The organism is Pseudomonas sp. S07E 245 (assembly GCF_019599025.1).
GTDB lineage: Bacteria > Pseudomonadota > Gammaproteobacteria > Pseudomonadales > Pseudomonadaceae > Aquipseudomonas > Aquipseudomonas shirazensis.
The window spans coordinates 881829-898687 of record NZ_CP080625.1; the positions used below are offsets into that span (position 1 = coordinate 881829).

14 protein-coding genes are annotated in these 16859 nt (G+C 62.1%); 5 read left to right on the forward strand and 9 right to left on the reverse strand.

Going from position 1 to position 16859, the window contains the following annotated elements:
- Nucleotides 1-109: 109 nt before the first annotated feature.
- Complete coding sequence (locus tag K3F44_RS04050; RefSeq protein ID WP_220633374.1) at nt 110-1552, forward strand: SulP family inorganic anion transporter; 1443 nt, start codon at nt 110-112, stop codon at nt 1550-1552.
- 55 nt (nt 1553-1607) lie between these two features.
- On the opposite strand, the gene fusA is transcribed toward K3F44_RS04050, so the two are convergent.
- Together fusA and K3F44_RS04060 are read right to left on the reverse strand one after the other, a co-directional pair.
- Nucleotides 1608-3719: an elongation factor G gene (gene fusA / locus K3F44_RS04055; RefSeq protein ID WP_101318398.1), complete on the reverse strand. Its 2112-nt coding sequence runs from the start codon at nt 3717-3719 to the stop codon at nt 1608-1610.
- A 98-nt stretch (nt 3720-3817) separates the two neighbouring features.
- Nucleotides 3818-4246, reverse strand: a complete 429-nt coding sequence (locus tag K3F44_RS04060; protein WP_101318400.1) for a hypothetical protein — start codon at nt 4244-4246, stop codon at nt 3818-3820.
- A 182-nt stretch (nt 4247-4428) separates the two neighbouring features.
- Between K3F44_RS04060 and K3F44_RS04065 the strand changes: the two genes are divergently transcribed.
- Complete coding sequence (locus K3F44_RS04065) at nt 4429-4728, forward strand: hypothetical protein (protein WP_101318402.1); 300 nt, start codon at nt 4429-4431, stop codon at nt 4726-4728.
- Between the two features lie 3 nt (nt 4729-4731).
- On the opposite strand, the gene K3F44_RS04070 is transcribed toward K3F44_RS04065, so the two are convergent.
- On the reverse strand, nt 4732-5982 hold the full coding sequence (locus K3F44_RS04070; RefSeq protein ID WP_101318404.1) for an aspartate aminotransferase family protein: 1251 nt from the start codon (nt 5980-5982) through the stop codon (nt 4732-4734).
- A gap of 421 nt (nt 5983-6403) precedes the next feature.
- On the opposite strand from K3F44_RS04070, the gene K3F44_RS04075 reads away from it, so the two are divergent.
- The 3 genes from K3F44_RS04075 to K3F44_RS04085 all read left to right on the forward strand — a co-directional run bounded on the left by K3F44_RS04075 (nt 6404) and on the right by K3F44_RS04085 (nt 9628).
- Nucleotides 6404-7801: an amino acid permease gene (locus K3F44_RS04075; protein ID WP_220634134.1), complete on the forward strand. Its 1398-nt coding sequence runs from the start codon at nt 6404-6406 to the stop codon at nt 7799-7801.
- Nucleotides 7802-8403: 602 nt separating this feature from the next.
- Nucleotides 8404-9099 (forward strand): glutathione S-transferase N-terminal domain-containing protein, encoded by a 696-nt coding sequence (locus K3F44_RS04080; RefSeq protein ID WP_220633375.1) that lies wholly within the window; start codon nt 8404-8406, stop codon nt 9097-9099.
- A gap of 97 nt (nt 9100-9196) precedes the next feature.
- Nucleotides 9197-9628, forward strand: a complete 432-nt coding sequence (locus K3F44_RS04085) for a GNAT family N-acetyltransferase (protein WP_220633376.1) — start codon at nt 9197-9199, stop codon at nt 9626-9628.
- 3 nt (nt 9629-9631) lie between these two features.
- On the opposite strand, the gene K3F44_RS04090 is transcribed toward K3F44_RS04085, so the two are convergent.
- From K3F44_RS04090 to K3F44_RS04115, 6 genes are read right to left on the reverse strand one after another with little or no spacing between them, the layout of a single operon-like run.
- Complete coding sequence (locus K3F44_RS04090) at nt 9632-11086, reverse strand: right-handed parallel beta-helix repeat-containing protein (protein WP_220633377.1); 1455 nt, start codon at nt 11084-11086, stop codon at nt 9632-9634.
- A gap of 14 nt (nt 11087-11100) precedes the next feature.
- Nucleotides 11101-12252 carry a polysaccharide lyase gene (locus K3F44_RS04095; RefSeq protein ID WP_220633378.1) on the reverse strand — a complete coding sequence of 384 codons (1152 nt, stop codon included), beginning with the start codon at nt 12250-12252 and terminating at the stop codon, nt 11101-11103.
- On the reverse strand, nt 12243-13652 hold the full coding sequence (locus tag K3F44_RS04100) for an alginate O-acetyltransferase AlgX-related protein (protein WP_101318416.1): 1410 nt from the start codon (nt 13650-13652) through the stop codon (nt 12243-12245). The genes K3F44_RS04095 and K3F44_RS04100 overlap by 10 nt, the downstream gene beginning before the upstream one ends.
- A 24-nt stretch (nt 13653-13676) precedes the next feature.
- The gene (locus K3F44_RS04105) at nt 13677-14306 is read right to left on the reverse strand and encodes an alginate O-acetyltransferase AlgF (RefSeq protein ID WP_101318418.1); all 630 of its coding nucleotides are present in this window, start codon (nt 14304-14306) and stop codon (nt 13677-13679) included.
- Nucleotides 14307-14325: 19 nt separating this feature from the next.
- Nucleotides 14326-15420, reverse strand: a complete 1095-nt coding sequence (locus K3F44_RS04110) for an alginate O-acetyltransferase (protein ID WP_103436842.1) — start codon at nt 15418-15420, stop codon at nt 14326-14328.
- Nucleotides 15421-15429: 9 nt separating this feature from the next.
- Nucleotides 15430-16857 (reverse strand): MBOAT family protein, encoded by a 1428-nt coding sequence (locus tag K3F44_RS04115; protein ID WP_101318422.1) that lies wholly within the window; start codon nt 16855-16857, stop codon nt 15430-15432.
- Between the last annotated feature and the right edge of the window lie 2 nt (nt 16858-16859).

Sequence of the window (16859 nt, forward strand, 5' to 3'; positions counted from 1 at the left end):
TCGCCACGCACAGGTGGTTGCCCCCGGACAAATTACGTAACATCGCGCCCCCGCTCGCTGCACGCCCAGATGCCAGCGCTTGCACAGATTGACTGATCTCAGGAAGCCCATGAAACCCGCCCGACTACGCGCCGATCTTCTCGCCGGCCTGACTACTTCCTTCGCCCTGGTACCCGAGTGCATCGCCTTTGCCTTGGTCGCCCATCTCAACCCGCTGATGGGTTTGTACGGCGCCTTCATCATTTGCACCCTGACAGCGCTGTTCGGCGGCCGGCCGGGGATGATCTCCGGCGCGGCCGGCTCGATGGCGGTGGTGATCGTCGCGCTGGTGGTACAGCACGGCGCGCAGTACCTGCTGGCAACGGTGCTGCTGGGCGGGTTGCTGATGATCCTGTTTGGCGTGCTGCGCTTGGGCAAGCTCGTAAGGCTGGTGCCGTACCCGGTGATGCTTGGCTTCGTCAATGGCCTGGCCATCGTCATCGCCATGGCCCAGCTCGAGCATTTCAAAAGTGGCGAGCAGTGGCTCAGTGGCACCCCGCTGTACCTGATGATTGGCCTGGTAGCGTTGACCATGCTGGTGGTCTATGTGTTGCCGCGCCTGACCCGCAGCGTGCCGCCGGCGCTGGTGGCCATTGTTGGCGTCGGCCTGCTGGTGTATCTGCTTGATCTGCCGACGCGAACCCTGGGTGACATGGCACATATCGCCGGCGGCCTGCCGCAGTTGGCTTGGCCGCAGGTGCCATGGACGCTTGAAACGCTGAAAATCATTGCCCCCTATGCGCTGCTGATGGCCATGGTCGGCCTGCTGGAAACCCTGCTGACCCTTAACCTCACCGACGAAATCACCGAGAGCCGTGGCTTTCCAGACCGTGAATGTGTGGCCCTGGGCGCGGCCAACATGGTCTCGGGCATGTGCGGTGGCATGGGTGGCTGTGCGATGATCGGGCAGACCATGATCAACCTCAGCTCCAATGGTCGTGGGCGGCTGTCGGGGGTAGTGGCTGGCGGCATGATCCTGCTGTTCGTGTTGTTCCTGTCACCACTGATCGAGCGGATACCACTGGCGGCACTGGTCGGGGTGATGTTCGTGGTGGCCCAGCAGACCTTCGCCTGGGCCTCACTGCGGGTGTTGCACAAGGTACCCGTCAGTGATGTGCTGGCGATCATTGCCGTGACCGTGGTCACGGTATTCACCGACCTGGCCATGGCGGTGCTGTTCGGGATCATCCTCGCGGCGATCAACTTCGCCTGGCAGCATGCCCGCGAGCTGTACGCCGACAGCCATGTCGATAGCGATGGCAACAAGCACTATCAGGTACACGGCACGCTGTTTTTTGCTTCCACGGCGGCGTTCCTCAACCAGTTCGAGCCCACGCAGGACCCTGATGGGGTGACGCTGGATTGCAAGCACCTGAGCTTTGTCGACTACTCGGCGGTGGCGGCGTTGCAAACCTTGCGCGAGCGTTACAGCAAGGCCGGCAAGCATCTGCGTGTTGTGCACCTGTCCGAGCGCTGCAAGAAGCTGCTCAAGCGGGCAGGGGCCCAGCACTGATCGATCATGCCTGGGCCGGCGTGGATGCGCGGCTCAGGCATAACAACGCGCTGGCCTAGTTGCCGGTGTTCTTCTTGATGATCGCCTCGGCGATAGTGGCCGGCGCCTCACCGTACTTGGTGAACTCCATGGTGTAGCTGGCCCGGCCCTGAGTCATCGAGCGCATCTGCGTCGAGTAGCCAAACATCTCACCCAACGGCACCTCGGCGCGGATCACCTTGCCGGCCGGCGTCTCTTCCCCTTCCTGGATCATGCCGCGGCGCCTGCTCAGGTCGCCGATGATGTCGCCCTGATATTCATCGGGGGTGACCACTTCAACCTTCATCACCGGCTCCAGCAATACCGCGCCGCCTTTCTGTGATAGTTGCTTGGTGGCCATCGACGCCGCGATCTTGAAGGCCATCTCGTTGGAGTCGACATCATGGTAGGAGCCGTCGAATACTGCCGCCTTGAGGCCGATCAGCGGATAGCCGGCCAACACGCCATTGTGCATCTGCTCTTCGATGCCCTTCTGGATGGCCGGGATGTACTCGCGCGGTATGACCCCGCCGACCACCTCGTTGATGAACTCCAGGCCCTCTTTACCTTCCTCGCCTGGCGCAAAGCGGATCCAGCAGTGGCCGTATTGGCCGCGGCCACCGGATTGACGGACGAACTTGCCTTCGATTTCGCAGGTGTTGCGGATCTTCTCGCGGTAGGCGACCTGCGGCTTGCCGATGTTGGCCTCGACGCCAAACTCGCGACGCATGCGGTCGACAATGATGTCCAGGTGCAGCTCGCCCATGCCGGAAATGATCGTCTGTGCGGTTTCTTCGTCGGTCTTGACCCGAAACGACGGGTCTTCCTGGGCCAGCTTGCTCAAGGCAATGCCCATTTTCTCTTGATCGGCCTTGGTTTTCGGCTCGACCGCCACCGAAATCACTGGGTCGGGGAAGTCCATGCGCTCAAGGATGATCGGCTTGTTCAGGTCGCACAAGGTATCGCCGGTGGTGACGTCCTTCATGCCGATCAGCGCGGCGATGTCGCCGGCGCAGACGTTCTTGATCTCGGCGCGCTGGTTGGCGTGCATCTGCACCATACGGCCGACCCGTTCCTTTTTGCCTTTGACCGAGTTGAGCACGGCATCGCCCGAACTGAGGATGCCGGAGTAGACCCGCGCGAAGGTCAGCGTGCCGACGAACGGATCTGTGGCGATCTTGAACGCCAGCGCCGAAAACGGCTCATTATCGTCGGCGTGGCGCTCGAGCGGCCGGTCGTCGTGGTCCGGGTCGGTGCCTTTGATGGCCGGTATTTCGCTGGGGGCGGGCAGGTAGTCGATGACCGCGTCGAGCATCAACGGCACGCCCTTGTTCTTGAATGACGAGCCGAGTACGGTCGGCACGATTTCATTGGCGATGGTGCGCTGACGCAGGCCGGCCTTGATCTGCTCGTTGCTCAGCTCCTGGCCGTCCAGATACAGCTCCATGAACTGGTCGTTGGCCTCGGCGGCCGCCTCGACCAAGTGCGCACGCCACTCGTCGGCGAGTGCCTGCAACTCGGCGGGGATGTCCTCTTCGCGGTAGCTGGCGCCATTGTCGGCGTCATTCCAGTAGATGGCTTTCATCTTCAGCAGATCGATCTGGCCGATGAAGTTTTCTTCGCTGCCGATCGCCAGCTGAATCGGCACGGGGTGGTGGCCCAGGCGTTTGTCGATCTGCTTGACCACGCGCAAGAAGTCCGCACCCTGGCGGTCCATCTTGTTGATGTAGGCCAGGCGCGGCACATGGTACTTGTTGGCCTGGCGCCAGACCGTCTCGGACTGTGGCTCGACCCCGTCGGCCGCACTGAACACCACGACCGCACCATCGAGCACACGCAACGAGCGCTCGACTTCGATGGTGAAGTCAACGTGGCCGGGGGTGTCGATGATGTTGAAACGAAACTTGTCGGCGAACTGCTTGGTCGAGCCTTGCCAGAAGGCCGTCGTCGCCGCTGAAGTGATGGTGATGCCACGCTCTTGTTCCTGCGCCATCCAGTCCATGGTCGCTGCGCCGTCATGCACTTCGCCCATCTTGTGGTTGACGCCGGTATAGAACAGGATGCGTTCGGTAGTGGTGGTCTTGCCGGCGTCGACATGGGCGACAATGCCGATGTTGCGGTACAGCTCGATGGGGGTCGTGCGGGCCATGGTCAGTCACCTGAGGTGAATGCGCGGGAGGGGTATTCCCACGGTAGCAGACAGCACGCCGCCTGCTAGCCCAATGGCCGGCTATGCGAGGAACGGTGTCAGTCGGCCTGAGCCTGCAACTGCCACTTGCCGTCGACTTCACGCGCCAGGCCGCTGGCCGGCAGCAGTGCCAGCAGGCGTTGATGCAAGGCCGGGTCGGTGAAACCTTTGACGGTATCCAGGTCGAGCTCGCCGAGTAATTGCATGTCGGTCTTGGTGTACGACAGCCAGGCCTTCTTCAGGTACTGCAGCACATCACTGCCCGCCGTGTTGGCGAAGCGCCGGTTGAGCGTGCGGCCTTCCAGCTCGAAGGTGTGGCGGTGGCTGTAGTTGCTCTCGTCGCCTGCGCCTTCGACGCAGCGGTAGCAGCTGCAGGCGCCATCGCCGAAGGCGTTGCGCAGGTAGCTGTTGAAGTCCACGACGGGCTTGAGGGAAAGGCGTTTGTCGACCTCGAACAGGTCGGCGGTCATCGGTTGTTCAGCGCTCACGCAGTGTCCTCGTATGGTGTGGCGTGCATCGGCGGGCACCCTAACAGATCGGCGCTTTTTCGGCCATGCGCGCTGGCGCCCGCGCACATCCGGTCGTCTGCCACTCGCGCGGCGCCGCGTGCTGCCGTAACCTATGCGCCCCCGGTGCCCGCGCGCCGATCCCAACCCATGAGGCAAGTCGCTTGAACAAGTTTCCGTACATCGCCACCATCACCGTCAGCAGCGAAGACCGCGGGGGCGACACTGAAGCATCGGAGAACGTCAACATGCGGGTTGGCATCGAGGCTGTGACCGAGACCTTGAAGAAGGTGCATTTCGTCGCTGCACTGGCGGCCCCGGAAAAACCTGCCACGCACATCTGTGTGACGCTGGAGAACGGCCTGGTTTATTACGGCCCGATCGTCAATGGTCACGCCGAACTCGAAGGCGGCTGGATCGCCTTCGAGTCCGACATGCTCACCCCGCAAGAGCTCGGCCTGTAAGCCTCAGCCCAGCTCGGCCAGGCACTGCTCGAAGATATCCAGGCCTGCTTCGAGCACCTCTGCCTCGATGGTCAGTGGTGCCAGCAGGCGAATGATATGGCGCGCCTTGCCGCTGGGCATCAGCAGCAACCCCTTGCTGCGCGCCGCTTGCAGCAGTTTGGCCAGCTGCGCCGGGGCTGGCGTGCCGTCGGCATTGACCAGTTCGATGCCACGCATGGCGCCGACCCCGGTCAAACGACCCAGTGACGGGTACAGCCCTGATGCCTTCCAGCGTTGATAGCGGCCGACGATGGCTTGCTCATGGCGTTCGCCCCAGGTCGCCAGATTGGCATCGGTCATCTGCGCCAGGCTGGCCAACGCCGCTGCGCAGGCAATCGGGTTGCCTGAATAGGTGCCACCCAGGCCCCCCTTGGGCAACGCTGCGAGCAACTCCCGGCGGCCCACTACTGCGCCCAGCGGCATACCGCCGGCCATACTTTTTGCCAGCAGCAGCAGGTCGGGTTCGATCCCCAGTCGCGGGAAGGCAAAACGCTGCCCGGTACGGCCGAAGCCGGATTGAATCTCGTCGATGATCAACAGAATCCCGTGCTCATCGCAGAAGCGCCGCAGGGCTTGGGCGAACGTCGGATCAAGCGCGAGGAAGCCACCTTCGCCCTGCACCGGTTCAAGAATGAAAGCAGCCACATCCTCCACTGCCAGTTCGACGCTGAACAGCCGGTCCAGGGCCTTGAGCGCCTGTTCACAGCTGACATCGGTGTCATTGCTGGGGTAGGGCAGGTGATAGACCGGGCCCGGCAAATCGCCGACCCGCTGCTTGTACGGTGCGACCTTGCCATTGAGGTTGAGCGTGGCCAGCGTGCGGCCGTGGAAGGCGCCGTCGAAGGCAATGATCGCGCGCTTGCCGGTGGCGCCGCGGGCGACTTTCAGGGCGTTCTCGGCAGCCTCCGCGCCGCTGTTGGTAAGCATTCCGGCCATGGGGTAGCTGAGCGGCACAAAGCTGCTCAGTTGCTCCATCAGTTGCAGGTACGGGCCGTGGGCGGCAGCGTTGAACGCATAGTGGGTCAAGCGACCGGCCTGCTGTTGAATCGCTGCAACTACTGCCGGGTTGCAGTGGCCCAGGTTGAGCACGCCGATGCCGCCGACGAAGTCGATATAGCCGTTACCGTCGGTATCCCAGACATGCGCATTGAGGCCATGGGAAAGTGTGATGGGGTGAACGATGGAAATGGACTGGCTGATACTTTCCTGATTCATGGGGGCACGCGTACCTTGTTCGATTTTGCTGACTATCCAAGCGCTTTGATCACCCACGCACAAACGAATAATTCGATTGCGGTCATTCCCCTGATTCCTGAATTTTCAGCGGTGACTTGCACCGTGGCGTAAACCGCTGGCTCAAGGTGGTTGATGGTTTTTATTTTTTGGCCGATCGGTCAGGTCATCTCGGCATGAGTTCATTCCCTTGTGGAATCATGTGCTGCAAAAAGGTCGTTTGTTGGGGCTCCACCAAAGATCAATACTGACGTGGATCAATGATCGCGGCCGGGTAGGTCGGGATAACCAAAAGGCCTGCCTCGGTACGTACAGAACAACAACTAGATGCACGTTTGCATTGTACGAATTCTGCTCCAAGTTCAGCCGCCCGAGCGGCGGCCGACCCACTCGAGGGTTTTCCATGGCTTCGCTAAAAAACAAGAAACAGCGGTCCTTGCAACATGGTCTGACCTCGCGTCAGGTGTCGATGATTTCGATCGCCGGGATCATCGGCGCGGGGTTGTTCATCGGCTCATCCAACGCAATCGCCACGGCCGGGCCGGCGATTCTGATCTCCTACGCCATGACCGGCTTGCTGGTGCTGCTGGTGATGCGCATGCTCGGTGAGATGGCCATCGCCAACCCCAACAGCGGCTCGTTCTCGACCTATGCCAGTGAGGCGATCGGGCCTTGGGCTGGCTTTACCATCGGCTGGCTGTACTGGTGGTTCTGGGTGCTGATCATTCCGGTCGAGGCGATTGCCGGGGCAGACATCCTGCATGCGTATTTCCCTGACGTGCCGTCATGGTTGTTTGCATTTCTGATCATGTTGGTGTTGTCGTGCACCAACCTGATCAGCGTGAAGAACTTTGGTGAGTTCGAGTATTGGTTCGCCTTGATCAAGGTGATCGCCATTGTGGCATTCATCGTTGTTTGCACGATGGCGGTGCTGGGTTTCTGGCCATTGGCCGAGACACGCGGTGTGAGCCAGCTGTGGGCGAACGGCGGGTTTATGCCGAACGGCTTCGGCACGGTGCTGGGTGGGGTGCTGATCACCATCTTCTCGTTCTTTGGCGCCGAGATCGTGACCATTGCAGCGGATGAGACGGCCAATCCGAAAGACAAGATTCGCCGGGCAACCAACCTAGTGGTGTACCGCATCGGCATCTTCTATCTCGCGTCGATCTTCCTGGTGGTGTCGCTGGTAGCGTGGAACGATCCTGCGTTGAAGGCGGTGGGGTCGTTCCAGCGGGCGCTCGAGGTGCTGAATGTGCCGGGGGCGAAACTGGTGGTCGACCTGGTGGTGCTGGTGGCGGTTACCAGTTGCATGAACTCCGGGTTGTATACGGCTTCACGGATGCTCTACTCGCTGGCTTCGCGGGGGGAGGCGCCTGCTATGGTGCGGCGTGTGTCGGGTAATGGTGTGCCGACGGTAGCGGTGCTGTTGTCGACCTTGGCGGGCTTTGTCGGGTGTCTGGTCAACTACGTGTTCCCGGGAAAGGTGTTTGGCTTCCTGCTGTCCACTACCGGGGCGATTGCTTTGCTCGTGTATCTGGTGATTGCGATTTCACAATTGCGCATGCGTGGGCGGGCGGATCGGATGGGGACTGTGCTGGAACTGAAAATGTGGCTGTTCCCGTGGCTGACCTGGTTGGTGATCGGGACGATTGTGATGGTGCTGGGGTATATGCTGCTCAGTGATGCTTATCGGTATGAGACGTTGATGACTGCTGGGGTTACGGCGTTTATCTTGCTGGTTGCGGTTACGCGGCGTCGAGGTGGGCCGGGGCGTTCCTCGATTCTGGTTTCGGGTGATTGAGCGTTTTGGATTAGCCCCTTGATCGCCGACACAACGCGGCCCCTGTAGGAGCGGCCTTGTGTCGCGAAAGGCCAGCGCAGCTGGCCCGACATTCTTGCAGCGCTGTATGAATCGAGGGGCCGCTGCGCGGCCCTATCGCGACACAAGGCCGCTCCTACAACAGTCTGAATCAGACAATTCTTATGAGACCCATCCGATCAGCGGAATAGCCTAGCGGCGTTTTCACCATAGGCTTTCCGCGATGTTCACATACACCTCATCCTGTGCACCACCACGGCCTTCGCCCCGAACGGTTGGCTGCCGCCTGAACATCCCGGTTCAACACCCCTGATTGCTAACACTGCCAGCCAGTGGCATACGCCGCCGGCCTAGCTGTTCGCGACCGCGTTAAAGGAGATGTTCCATGCATGTCAGATCCAACCGCAAAACCCTGTCTGTTGCCGCCGTGCTGCTGGCCTCGGCGGTTGCACCGCGTTACTGATGCCAGCAACAGGCGCGGTCGCCGGCCGCGTCCTGATGCTGCCGATCTCCTGCAACGGGAGATAGTCAGTGCTGGCCTTTGTGCCCTACAGTGTCATTCCTACGCACAAAGGCTAGCGACCATGACCGATCTGAGCGCATTCCCTATCACCCGCAAATGGCCAGCCGCGCATCCCGAGCGCCTGCAGCTGTATTCGCTGCCAACGCCAAATGGGGTCAAGGTGTCGATCATGCTCGAAGAGATTGGTTTGGCCTATGAAGCGCACAAGGTCAGCTTCGAACATGAAGAGCAACTGAGCCCCGAATTCATCTCGCTCAGTGCCAACAACAAGATCCCGGCCATCCTCGACCCCAACGGGCTGGACGGCCAGCCGCTGGCGCTGTTCGAGTCAGGCGCGATTCTGCAGTACCTGGCCGAGAAGAGCGGGCAATTGCTCAGCGTCAGCCCGGCCCAGCGCTACCAGACCCTGCAGTGGCTGATGTTCCAGATGGGCGGCATCGGGCCGATGTTCGGCCAGGTAGGCTTTTTCCATTTCTTCGCCGGCAAGGATTTCGAAGACAAGCGCCCACGTGATCGCTACGTCAATGAATCGCGGCGGCTGCTCGGGGTGCTTGATCGGCATCTGCACGGCCGGGACTGGATGGTCGACGACTACAGTATCGCCGACATCGCCATCTTGCCCTGGGTGCGCAACCTGGTCGACCGCTACAACGCACGCGAACTGGTGCAGTTCGAGCAGTTCAAGGACGTGCAGCGGGTGCTGGACAACTTCCTCGCTCGGCCAGCGGTACAGCGCGGTTTGACGATTCCGAGCTGAGCGCACTGGGTGCTACAGGAGCGAGCGATGATGGCCGGCAAATGGATCCTTGAACAGCTTGCAGGCGATGGACAGGCCCGTGCCGCGGCGGTGTTCGATGGCCTTTGAATTGATCCGCGCCAGCGACAGCTACCTCAGCTTTGCGCGGGATCTCACCCGCCAGGCCATGCTGCCGTACTATCAGGCATTCGGCCTGCGCTGGATTGAAGAAGCCTTCGACCAGGCCTGGGGCTGGCGCGAACAGTGGCTTGTCATGGAAGGCGAGACTGTGCTGGGCTTTTGCAGCTTGAGTCAGGATCGCCAGGCGCTGTTCATTCGCGAACTGCATTTGGTGCCCGAGCAGCGCAACCGCGGCGTTGGCACCTGGGCCCTGCAAGCGCTGGCTGCGATGGCCGCGCAGCGCAAGCTGGGCTTGCTGCGGCTGATGGTGTTCAAGATCAACCCGGCGCGGCAGTTGTACCTGCGCCAGGGTTTCCTCGAGATGGGCGAAGACGACTGCTTCGTGCGCATGCAGCGCGCAGTCGCCTGATCCTCAACGCTGGCTGACGCGCACGGTATTGCCCTGGCGCACGGTCGACTCGAGCAGGGTGCCCTGCAGCGGCAACAGGTCGCCGATCAACAGGTTCTGCAGCAGTGGCTTACCGTCGAAGCTGTTACCACCCAACTCGACCTGGCGCATGCCTTCTACCCGCAGGATGGCCTTGCCGACCTGGCCCAGACGGTTGCCGCTGAGCAGCAGCGGGCCGGCCATGGGCGTGGCGTTGCGCAGGCTCACCGCGTACTCGGGGGTATTGGTGATGTGGTTGCCAAGCAGCGCCAGTGCGCCGACTTCGCTGGCGTCGATGGCGCTGCCGACACTGCTGCCGAGCAAGTTGTTGTCGATCACCAGTGGCGCTGCCGGGGTTGGCGCTAGGCTGCGCAGCTGGATGCCATTGCCACGGCTGTCGCCGATGCGGTTGCCGGCCAGCAACACCGCGCCTTGCTGCTCGCTGACTTCGATGGCAGCCTTGCCCGCGCCGAGGATCAGGTTGTTTTCCACCAGCGCGCGGGTTTGTCCACGCAGACGTACGCCGCTGTTGTTGTCGATGCCGCGCAGCTGGTTGTCACGCACGCTGACCTGGCTGTCACGGACATCGATTGCATATTGCTGGGACTGCTCGAAGCGGCTGCCCTCGATGGTTGCCTGGCTGCGCTGCAGCTCGACCGCACTGGACATCTCACTGAACTGGCTGTCGCGGATCACCACCGTCGCCGGGCGGCTGCTGGCCGGCTGCTGGGTGCTGATCGCCGTGGTCAGGCCACGCGACAGGTTGGCGTTATAGCCCAGACGCTTCAAGGTCGAGCCAACCACCTGGGTGTGGCTGCCGGCCCAGGCGATCACGAACGGACGCCAGGCGCGGTCGGTATTGCCCGCCTTGTCACCGGCCATGCTCTCCAGGTTGGACTTGTTCAGCCCCAGCCAGCCCTGGTTGATCAGCGCGGTACCGGAGTAGCTCGACAGATACAGGCTGGTGCCTTCGAGGACCAGACCGGCATCGGCGCCGATCATCAGCGGATAGCTGAGCAGGTAACCGTCCTTGTAGCGCTTGAGAATGCGTGAGTCGTTCAAGGCATCGTGCAACTGAGCAAGGGTGATGCTGCCGCCGCGCAGGGTCACCACTTGCGGGTGATGCGCCTGATAGCCAGCAATGGCCCGGAACAGCCCATTATTGACGAACGGCTCGAACGGCCAGCTGCCGGCCTGGGCCGAGAACATCGGTTGCAGGCTGACACTGGCGCGGCCCGCCGGGCGTGCGCGTTCGGCCTGGGCAAAGGTTACCGCCAGGCGGACCTGCTGGCGCAGCTGCTGCAAATGTTGCTGATATTGCTCGGCAGGCAGCACGTCGACCGTCTGCTTGATGGGCAAGGTCTGCGTGCCAGCCTGGGCAGTACCGGCCAGCAGCAGGGCGGCGAGGCAGGTCAGGGAAAAACGGGCGAAGGGGGCCATGGGCACGTCCTTGTTCAACGCAAATGGGAATAAGCAGGCTGGATCGGGCCGCCGAGCTGACTGTAGTTGTCGACCTCGCCGTCTTCGCTGTCGTACAGCTTGCGCGCCAGGCTATTGCCCGGGTTGCGTTGCAGGTACGGGATCAGCCAGGCCAGCTTGTACGGCGCTACGTCCGCCTGCGACTTGCCCTTGAGTTCTGGCAGGTCATCCGGATCGAGCACGCTGCGAGCGGCGAAGTTGGCCAGCAGATCAAGCGTATGCTGGTCTTCGGCCGTCCACGGCAGGCCGTTGACGCGGGCCGATTCAGCCAGCAGCACCAGTGGCACCAGCGCGTACTGGCTGTAGCTGGCCGCCAATTTGGCCCGTGCGACTTCCAGCGGCAGATAGGCGTAGCTACCATCGCTGTTGCGTACCGCCTGGGCCAGTCCGCGGCGCAGGTTGCCGTCGGCCCACTGGATGAAATCGTCACGACCGACCAGCATGCCGGTGGCCGCGACTGCCCAGGCTGCCCAGTAGTCGTGGTTGTTGAAGTACACCCCGCGGGCGCTGCGGCGTGGGTCGTACTCAGCGATGACGCGCTCGCCCAGGCGAGTGAACCAGTCTTTCTGCACCGGCGTCAGCTGCAACTTGCCATCGCTGGCCGACTGGGTCAGCAATACCGCGCCGGCCATCGATGCCAGCGCCCATTTACGTGCCGCCATGCCGGTGCTGCTGGCGTCCTCGGTGAGCAGCGCGCCGGCGCTGGCCCACTGTTCCAGCCACTGGTCCTGGCAGGCCAGGGCCATGTTGGCTTCCTGCGGTTTCTTCGCCCGCTGGAAGCGCTTGCTGGCATAGATCAGGCCGCCGATGAACTCCTTGACCTGCTTGCCGATCCGTTCGCTGTCGGCATCCGGGCTGCTGCGCAAGGTCGACTTGCTCGCGTCGCTCTGGTCGTATTTGCTTTGCAGGCGCAGGCTGCCGGTGTAGGGCGGCGGCGGCGCCTTGCTGCACTCAACGGTACGGTAGTCGGCGATCATCGCTGCCTGCGGAGTATTGCGCGCAGGCCAGATCGACTGAGCCGCCTGCACCTGAGGCGCGACCAGGGCCAGAGCCAGAGCCAGCAGGCTCAGTTGACGCGCGTGCGCGCGGCCAGTGCTGGCCGTCGCGCGTTGCAGGTTTACAGGCATAGACGGGTTTCCACATCGGTAGGCGCAGCGCTGGCCTTGGTCGGCTCAAGGAACACCGACAGCAGGTTGGCGCCGGCGTAGGCCGGATCTTTGCTCAGCTCAAGGTAGTACTGGCCACCGGTGACTGCAGCTTCACGGCGGAACCAGACCTTGTCGCGAGCACCGTTGTCGTAATAGACGATGACGTAGAAGTCCTTGACGTTCTTGTCGCTCAGGCGGATATCCAGAAAGCCGTTCGACCCGCTCAGCGCCTGGCGGTCACTGCCGGCGTTGGACAACAGCTCGATTCGTTCGCCGACCTTCAGCGGCGAGCGCTGCAGCTTGTTGCCAAGCACTTCGCGGGACGCTTCGCAGCCGCCTTTGACCGCCGGGATCAGCTGGCGATACATCAATGGCGAGTCAAGCCGGTAGTTGGCCGGCAGTTCCCAGACGATCAGCTTCGGCGGCGCGTCGGCCTTGTAGTCATCGGAGAGCAGGTACTCCAGCAGCGAGCCGTCCTCGCCAACGCCGGGCAGGGCGTAGTTGAGCACGTCGACGCTGAGGTACTGCTTGAGGTAGCCGTCGAAGTTGAACTGCTTGCTCTCGTCTTCCCGCGCTGCCGCGTTACTGTCACCGACCAGAATCACTTCCGGGTCCGGCGCCTCGTCGAACAGCGCTTCGGCGCTGGCCTCGACCGGGATGGTCTGGTAGCCGCGTACATACTGGAAACCGTAGTTGTTGCCGCAGATCGCACTCATGGCCAGGTTGAGGGTGCCGTCTTTGGGCACCATCACGCCAGGCTCGGTGCGGTACTGCTTCTTGGTCAGGCCGGCGTAGAACGGCTGACGGCGGATCTCGTCTGCCATCAAGCGCGCGGTCGCCTCGGCGCCGACCGGTGTCCAGTGGTGGTCGCGGCGGAAGAAGTACTCGCCCTTGGGCGGCTGCTGGACCAGCTGCATCATCGGCGCAACCACCGCGCCACCTTGTTTGAGCTGGCCAAGGTAAGCCGCCAGGTTGGCGCTGGCGCGGGCGTAGTCAAAGCCGTAAGGATGCTCGCCAATCAACCGGTCGCGGTGCATCAGGCCACGGGTCGGCTGGATCGCCATGGCAACCTGAATGCCCTGCTGATTGAAGGTTTTCATCAGGCGGGCAAACTCCGGGCGCATCGGCGCCGGAATGCCGAACTCGTTGGTCAGATCGACCGCCGAGCGGAACAGCCAGCGCTCCTGACCAGGGACGATCTCGCGCATCAGCTTCATGCGCCCCTCGGCATACTGCTGAGGATCGCTCAAGGCCGGGCAGACCATGCACTGCAGGTTTTCGCAGCCGGGCTTGGCGCCTTGCGCAGGCGTGGCGGCGTGGCCGGTCTGGCTGAGCAGGGCGAGGGCGGCGCCGAGGCCCAGGGGTTTGAGGATCTTCATTGCCATTTCATCCTTGCAGCGAAATTACTCGGTCGGGTCGATGCTGTTGGCCATGCTCATGCTGCGATTGTCGGGCAGCAGCACGTAGCTGTACGAGCGGCCCTTCTTCAGGAACAGCTCATCGAAGCTGGCGACCTTCTGCTCGGCCTCGTAGGCGGCGAAACCAATCTTGATTTCGTTGACCATGCGGCTGCCGGTCTGGCCGTTGCTCAGCGGGTCGACGATCACGTGCTTGCCGTCGACGGTCTTCAGCGCAGCTTGCTTGTCGCTGAGGTTGTAGAAGGCGATCTGGGCTTTTTTCGGCTCGTTGACGTATTTGTCAGCGATCAACTTGAGCTGCTTGCCGTCGTAGACCACGGTGCTGGCGGCATTGGCCTTGAGCTGGGGTTCGATGGCCTTGCCGCCGACGGCGATCTTGTGCGTGCCGGCGGGGATGAAGCGGTACCCGCTGAGCTGGCCGGCGGCGACTTTCTGCGGATTGACCTTGCCGCTGAGGCTGACGTCGATGTTGCTCTGCGACAGGTTGAGCACGCGGACAAACGCCGAATCGGCGGGGGCGACGGCATCGTACAGGTCGGCGTTGCCTTCGGCGGCGACCGCCAGGTGGCTGCCGAAGGCGAGGGCGATTGCGGTAAACAGGTGGGTGAGTTTCATCAGTTACTCCTTTGATTCTTCAAAAATGCTGCGGCTGGGCGCTACGGCTGAGCGAGCCGGGGCGATGGGCCAGCAAAGTGCGCAGGGGGAATTCCCAGACCACGGTGTCGATCTGTGGGTTGCTCAACTGATCGCTGGCGAGAAACTGGCTCATCGACTCGAACGGACCACGGGCTTCGACGGCAATCGAGATCAGGTCACGGTTGAGCGCTTCCTTGAGGAAGCCGACAAAGTTCCAGTCATCGATCTTGCTGTAGCTGGTGCCAACCAGCAGCAGGCTCTGCTCCTGCTCGGCAAACAAATCGTCGCTGCTCTGCTCGGCCTTGAGCGTCTCGTACAGGTCGATCTGGTTCGGGCCGAACTGCGGCGCGAGGCGGTTGTGGTCGAACTGGATGTAGTTCATCAGGTCGCCCTTGACGCTTTTCTCGCCGGCCTTGTGCGACACGTAAGCCTGATCGCCGACCAGTTGCGGGCGTTGCCGGGCCAGCTCAAAGGCGGCCAGACGGGCACCGTCCGGGCTCCAGTGGGTATCGGACTTGAGGAACAACTCCGGGCCGTTCAGTTTGCTGAGGAACGCCCCGCGCAGCGGCACCACGTCGAGCTGACGCGCTTGCAGTTCGCCGACAAAATCGTCGTACAGGCTGACTACGCGTGGATCGAAGCGGTGCTGTGCATGCTCGGCATACACATCCAGCTTCATCGGCAGCGGCAGGATCACCAGCTGCTTGCCGTGCTCGGCCAACTGCGTCTTGATCTTGGCGATCTGCTCCAGCTGGGTGTTGAGGTTGGCCTGCAGGTCATTCGGGACGCGATATTCCTGGTTGGTGTAGAGCCAGCCCTGCTTGCCCAGGACCACGCCTTTGGTGCCTTCACCAAACAGCTTGAACTGGGCATCGGCCCACAGCTCCACCGAAGGCTCACGCAGGAAGAAGCGCTTGTCGTAGACCTGCTCGAACTTGCGCAGCAGCTTGCCATCGACAAACAGGTTCCAGGTGTCGGTCTGGGTGCGGGCAAAGCTGAACACCGGCGGCAGCGAATAGACGAACATCGCCGCCAGCACCAGCACGAAGAGAATGCCATTGGCCTTGCTGGCCGAATTCATCACGGGGTACATGGCAGTCTCCTAGAACTGGAAATACAGGAAAGGCGAGAACGAATTCGCCGCCAGGCTGCTCAGTGCCAGCACGAAGCCGCCCCACAGCAGCACGCTGTGCAGCGCGCCGACGTGGCGCATGAAGTAGCCGTCCTTGTTGCCGGCGTAGAAACGCACGTTGTTGATCCCGGCCAGCAGCAGCCACACCACCGCCACCAAGACAAACGCCATGGCCATCTTCGAGGCACCCAGCACGTACAGCTCCAGCGAGCCGAAGCCGTTGAAACCAAACAGCGCCTGGTAGATGTCCAGGCTGTGGCGCAGGTCCATGGTGAAGAACAGCGGCATGCTCAGCACGATCAGCAGCGCGGTGCGCAGGTTGCGGCCGAGCTTGTACGGCGTGTTGATCTTGGTCGCCAGGTGGAACTTGCGCTCGATGACCATGGCGAAGCCGAAGAACAGCCCCCAGAAGATGAAGGCGAAACTCGCGCCGTGCCACAGGCCCGACAGCAGCATGGTCCAGACCAACGCGGGCAGGGCGCCGGTGACGCGTTTGCGCACCAAAGGCATGTACACGTAGTCGCGCAAAAAATGCGCCAGGGTCATGTGCCAGCGCGCCCAGAACTCGGTCACGCTCTGCGCTACGTACGGCTGGTTGAAGTTCTCCGGGAAGCGGAAGCCCATCATCAACGCCAGGCCCAGCGCCATGTGGCTGTAACCGGCGAAGTCGAAGTACAGCTGCAGGGTCGACACCACCAAGCCAAACCAGGCATCGCTGAACTGCAGCGTGCCTTCACCGACGAAGAGCATGTTGATCGGCGCAAGGCGGTCGGCAATCAACACTTTCATGATGAAGCCGAGCATGAACCGACATACACCGAGCGAGAACAGTTCCCAAGAATGGGTACGCTCGCGCAACTGCGGCGCCAATTGGCTGTAACGCAGGATCGGCCCGGCCACCAGGTGCGGGAACAGCGCCACAAAGGCGGCAAAGTCGATGAAGCGGTTGGTTGGCGTGGCGTCCTTGCGGTAGATGTCGACGATGTAGCTCAGTGCGTGGAACACATAGAACGAGATGCCCAGCGGCAGGAAGATGTTCTCCAGCGTCCAGGTGTTGATACCCAGTGGCGCCAGCAGCACCGCCAGCACTTCAGCGCCGAAGTTGGCATATTTGAAGTAACCCAGGGTCGACAGGTTGCCGATCACGCCGATCCACAGCAGGCGCAGCGCCCAGCGTTTGTCGCCGGCATCCAGGCGATCCTTGATGCGCAGGCCGAACCAGTAGTTCCAGTAGGTGATCGCGACGAACAGCAGCAGGAAGTCCGGCCGCCACCAGGCATAGAAGATGTAGCTGGCGGCAACGATCACGGTCGAGCGCCACTGCGGCCTGGCCAGGAAGTACACGGCCAGGAACAGCGGCAGATACAGGAACAGGAACACATTGGAGGCGAAGATCATGG

Coding starts and splice junctions, on each gene's coding strand:
- K3F44_RS04050 (WP_220633374.1), top strand. CDS start 110: ATGAAACCCGCCCGACTACGCGCCGATCTTCTCGCCGGCCTGACTACT.
- fusA (WP_101318398.1), bottom strand. CDS start 3,719: ATGGCCCGCACGACCCCCATCGAGCTGTACCGCAACATCGGCATTGTC.
- K3F44_RS04070 (WP_101318404.1), bottom strand. CDS start 5,982: ATGAATCAGGAAAGTATCAGCCAGTCCATTTCCATCGTTCACCCCATC.
- K3F44_RS04075 (WP_220634134.1), top strand. CDS start 6,404: ATGGCTTCGCTAAAAAACAAGAAACAGCGGTCCTTGCAACATGGTCTG.
- K3F44_RS04080 (WP_220633375.1), top strand. CDS start 8,404: ATGACCGATCTGAGCGCATTCCCTATCACCCGCAAATGGCCAGCCGCG.
- K3F44_RS04085 (WP_220633376.1), top strand. CDS start 9,197: ATGGCCTTTGAATTGATCCGCGCCAGCGACAGCTACCTCAGCTTTGCG.
- K3F44_RS04090 (WP_220633377.1), bottom strand. CDS start 11,086: ATGGCCCCCTTCGCCCGTTTTTCCCTGACCTGCCTCGCCGCCCTGCTG.
- K3F44_RS04095 (WP_220633378.1), bottom strand. CDS start 12,252: ATGCCTGTAAACCTGCAACGCGCGACGGCCAGCACTGGCCGCGCGCAC.
- K3F44_RS04100 (WP_101318416.1), bottom strand. CDS start 13,652: ATGAAGATCCTCAAACCCCTGGGCCTCGGCGCCGCCCTCGCCCTGCTC.
- K3F44_RS04105 (WP_101318418.1), bottom strand. CDS start 14,306: ATGAAACTCACCCACCTGTTTACCGCAATCGCCCTCGCCTTCGGCAGC.
- K3F44_RS04110 (WP_103436842.1), bottom strand. CDS start 15,420: ATGTACCCCGTGATGAATTCGGCCAGCAAGGCCAATGGCATTCTCTTC.
- K3F44_RS04115 (WP_101318422.1), bottom strand. CDS start 16,857: ATGATCTTCGCCTCCAATGTGTTCCTGTTCCTGTATCTGCCGCTGTTC.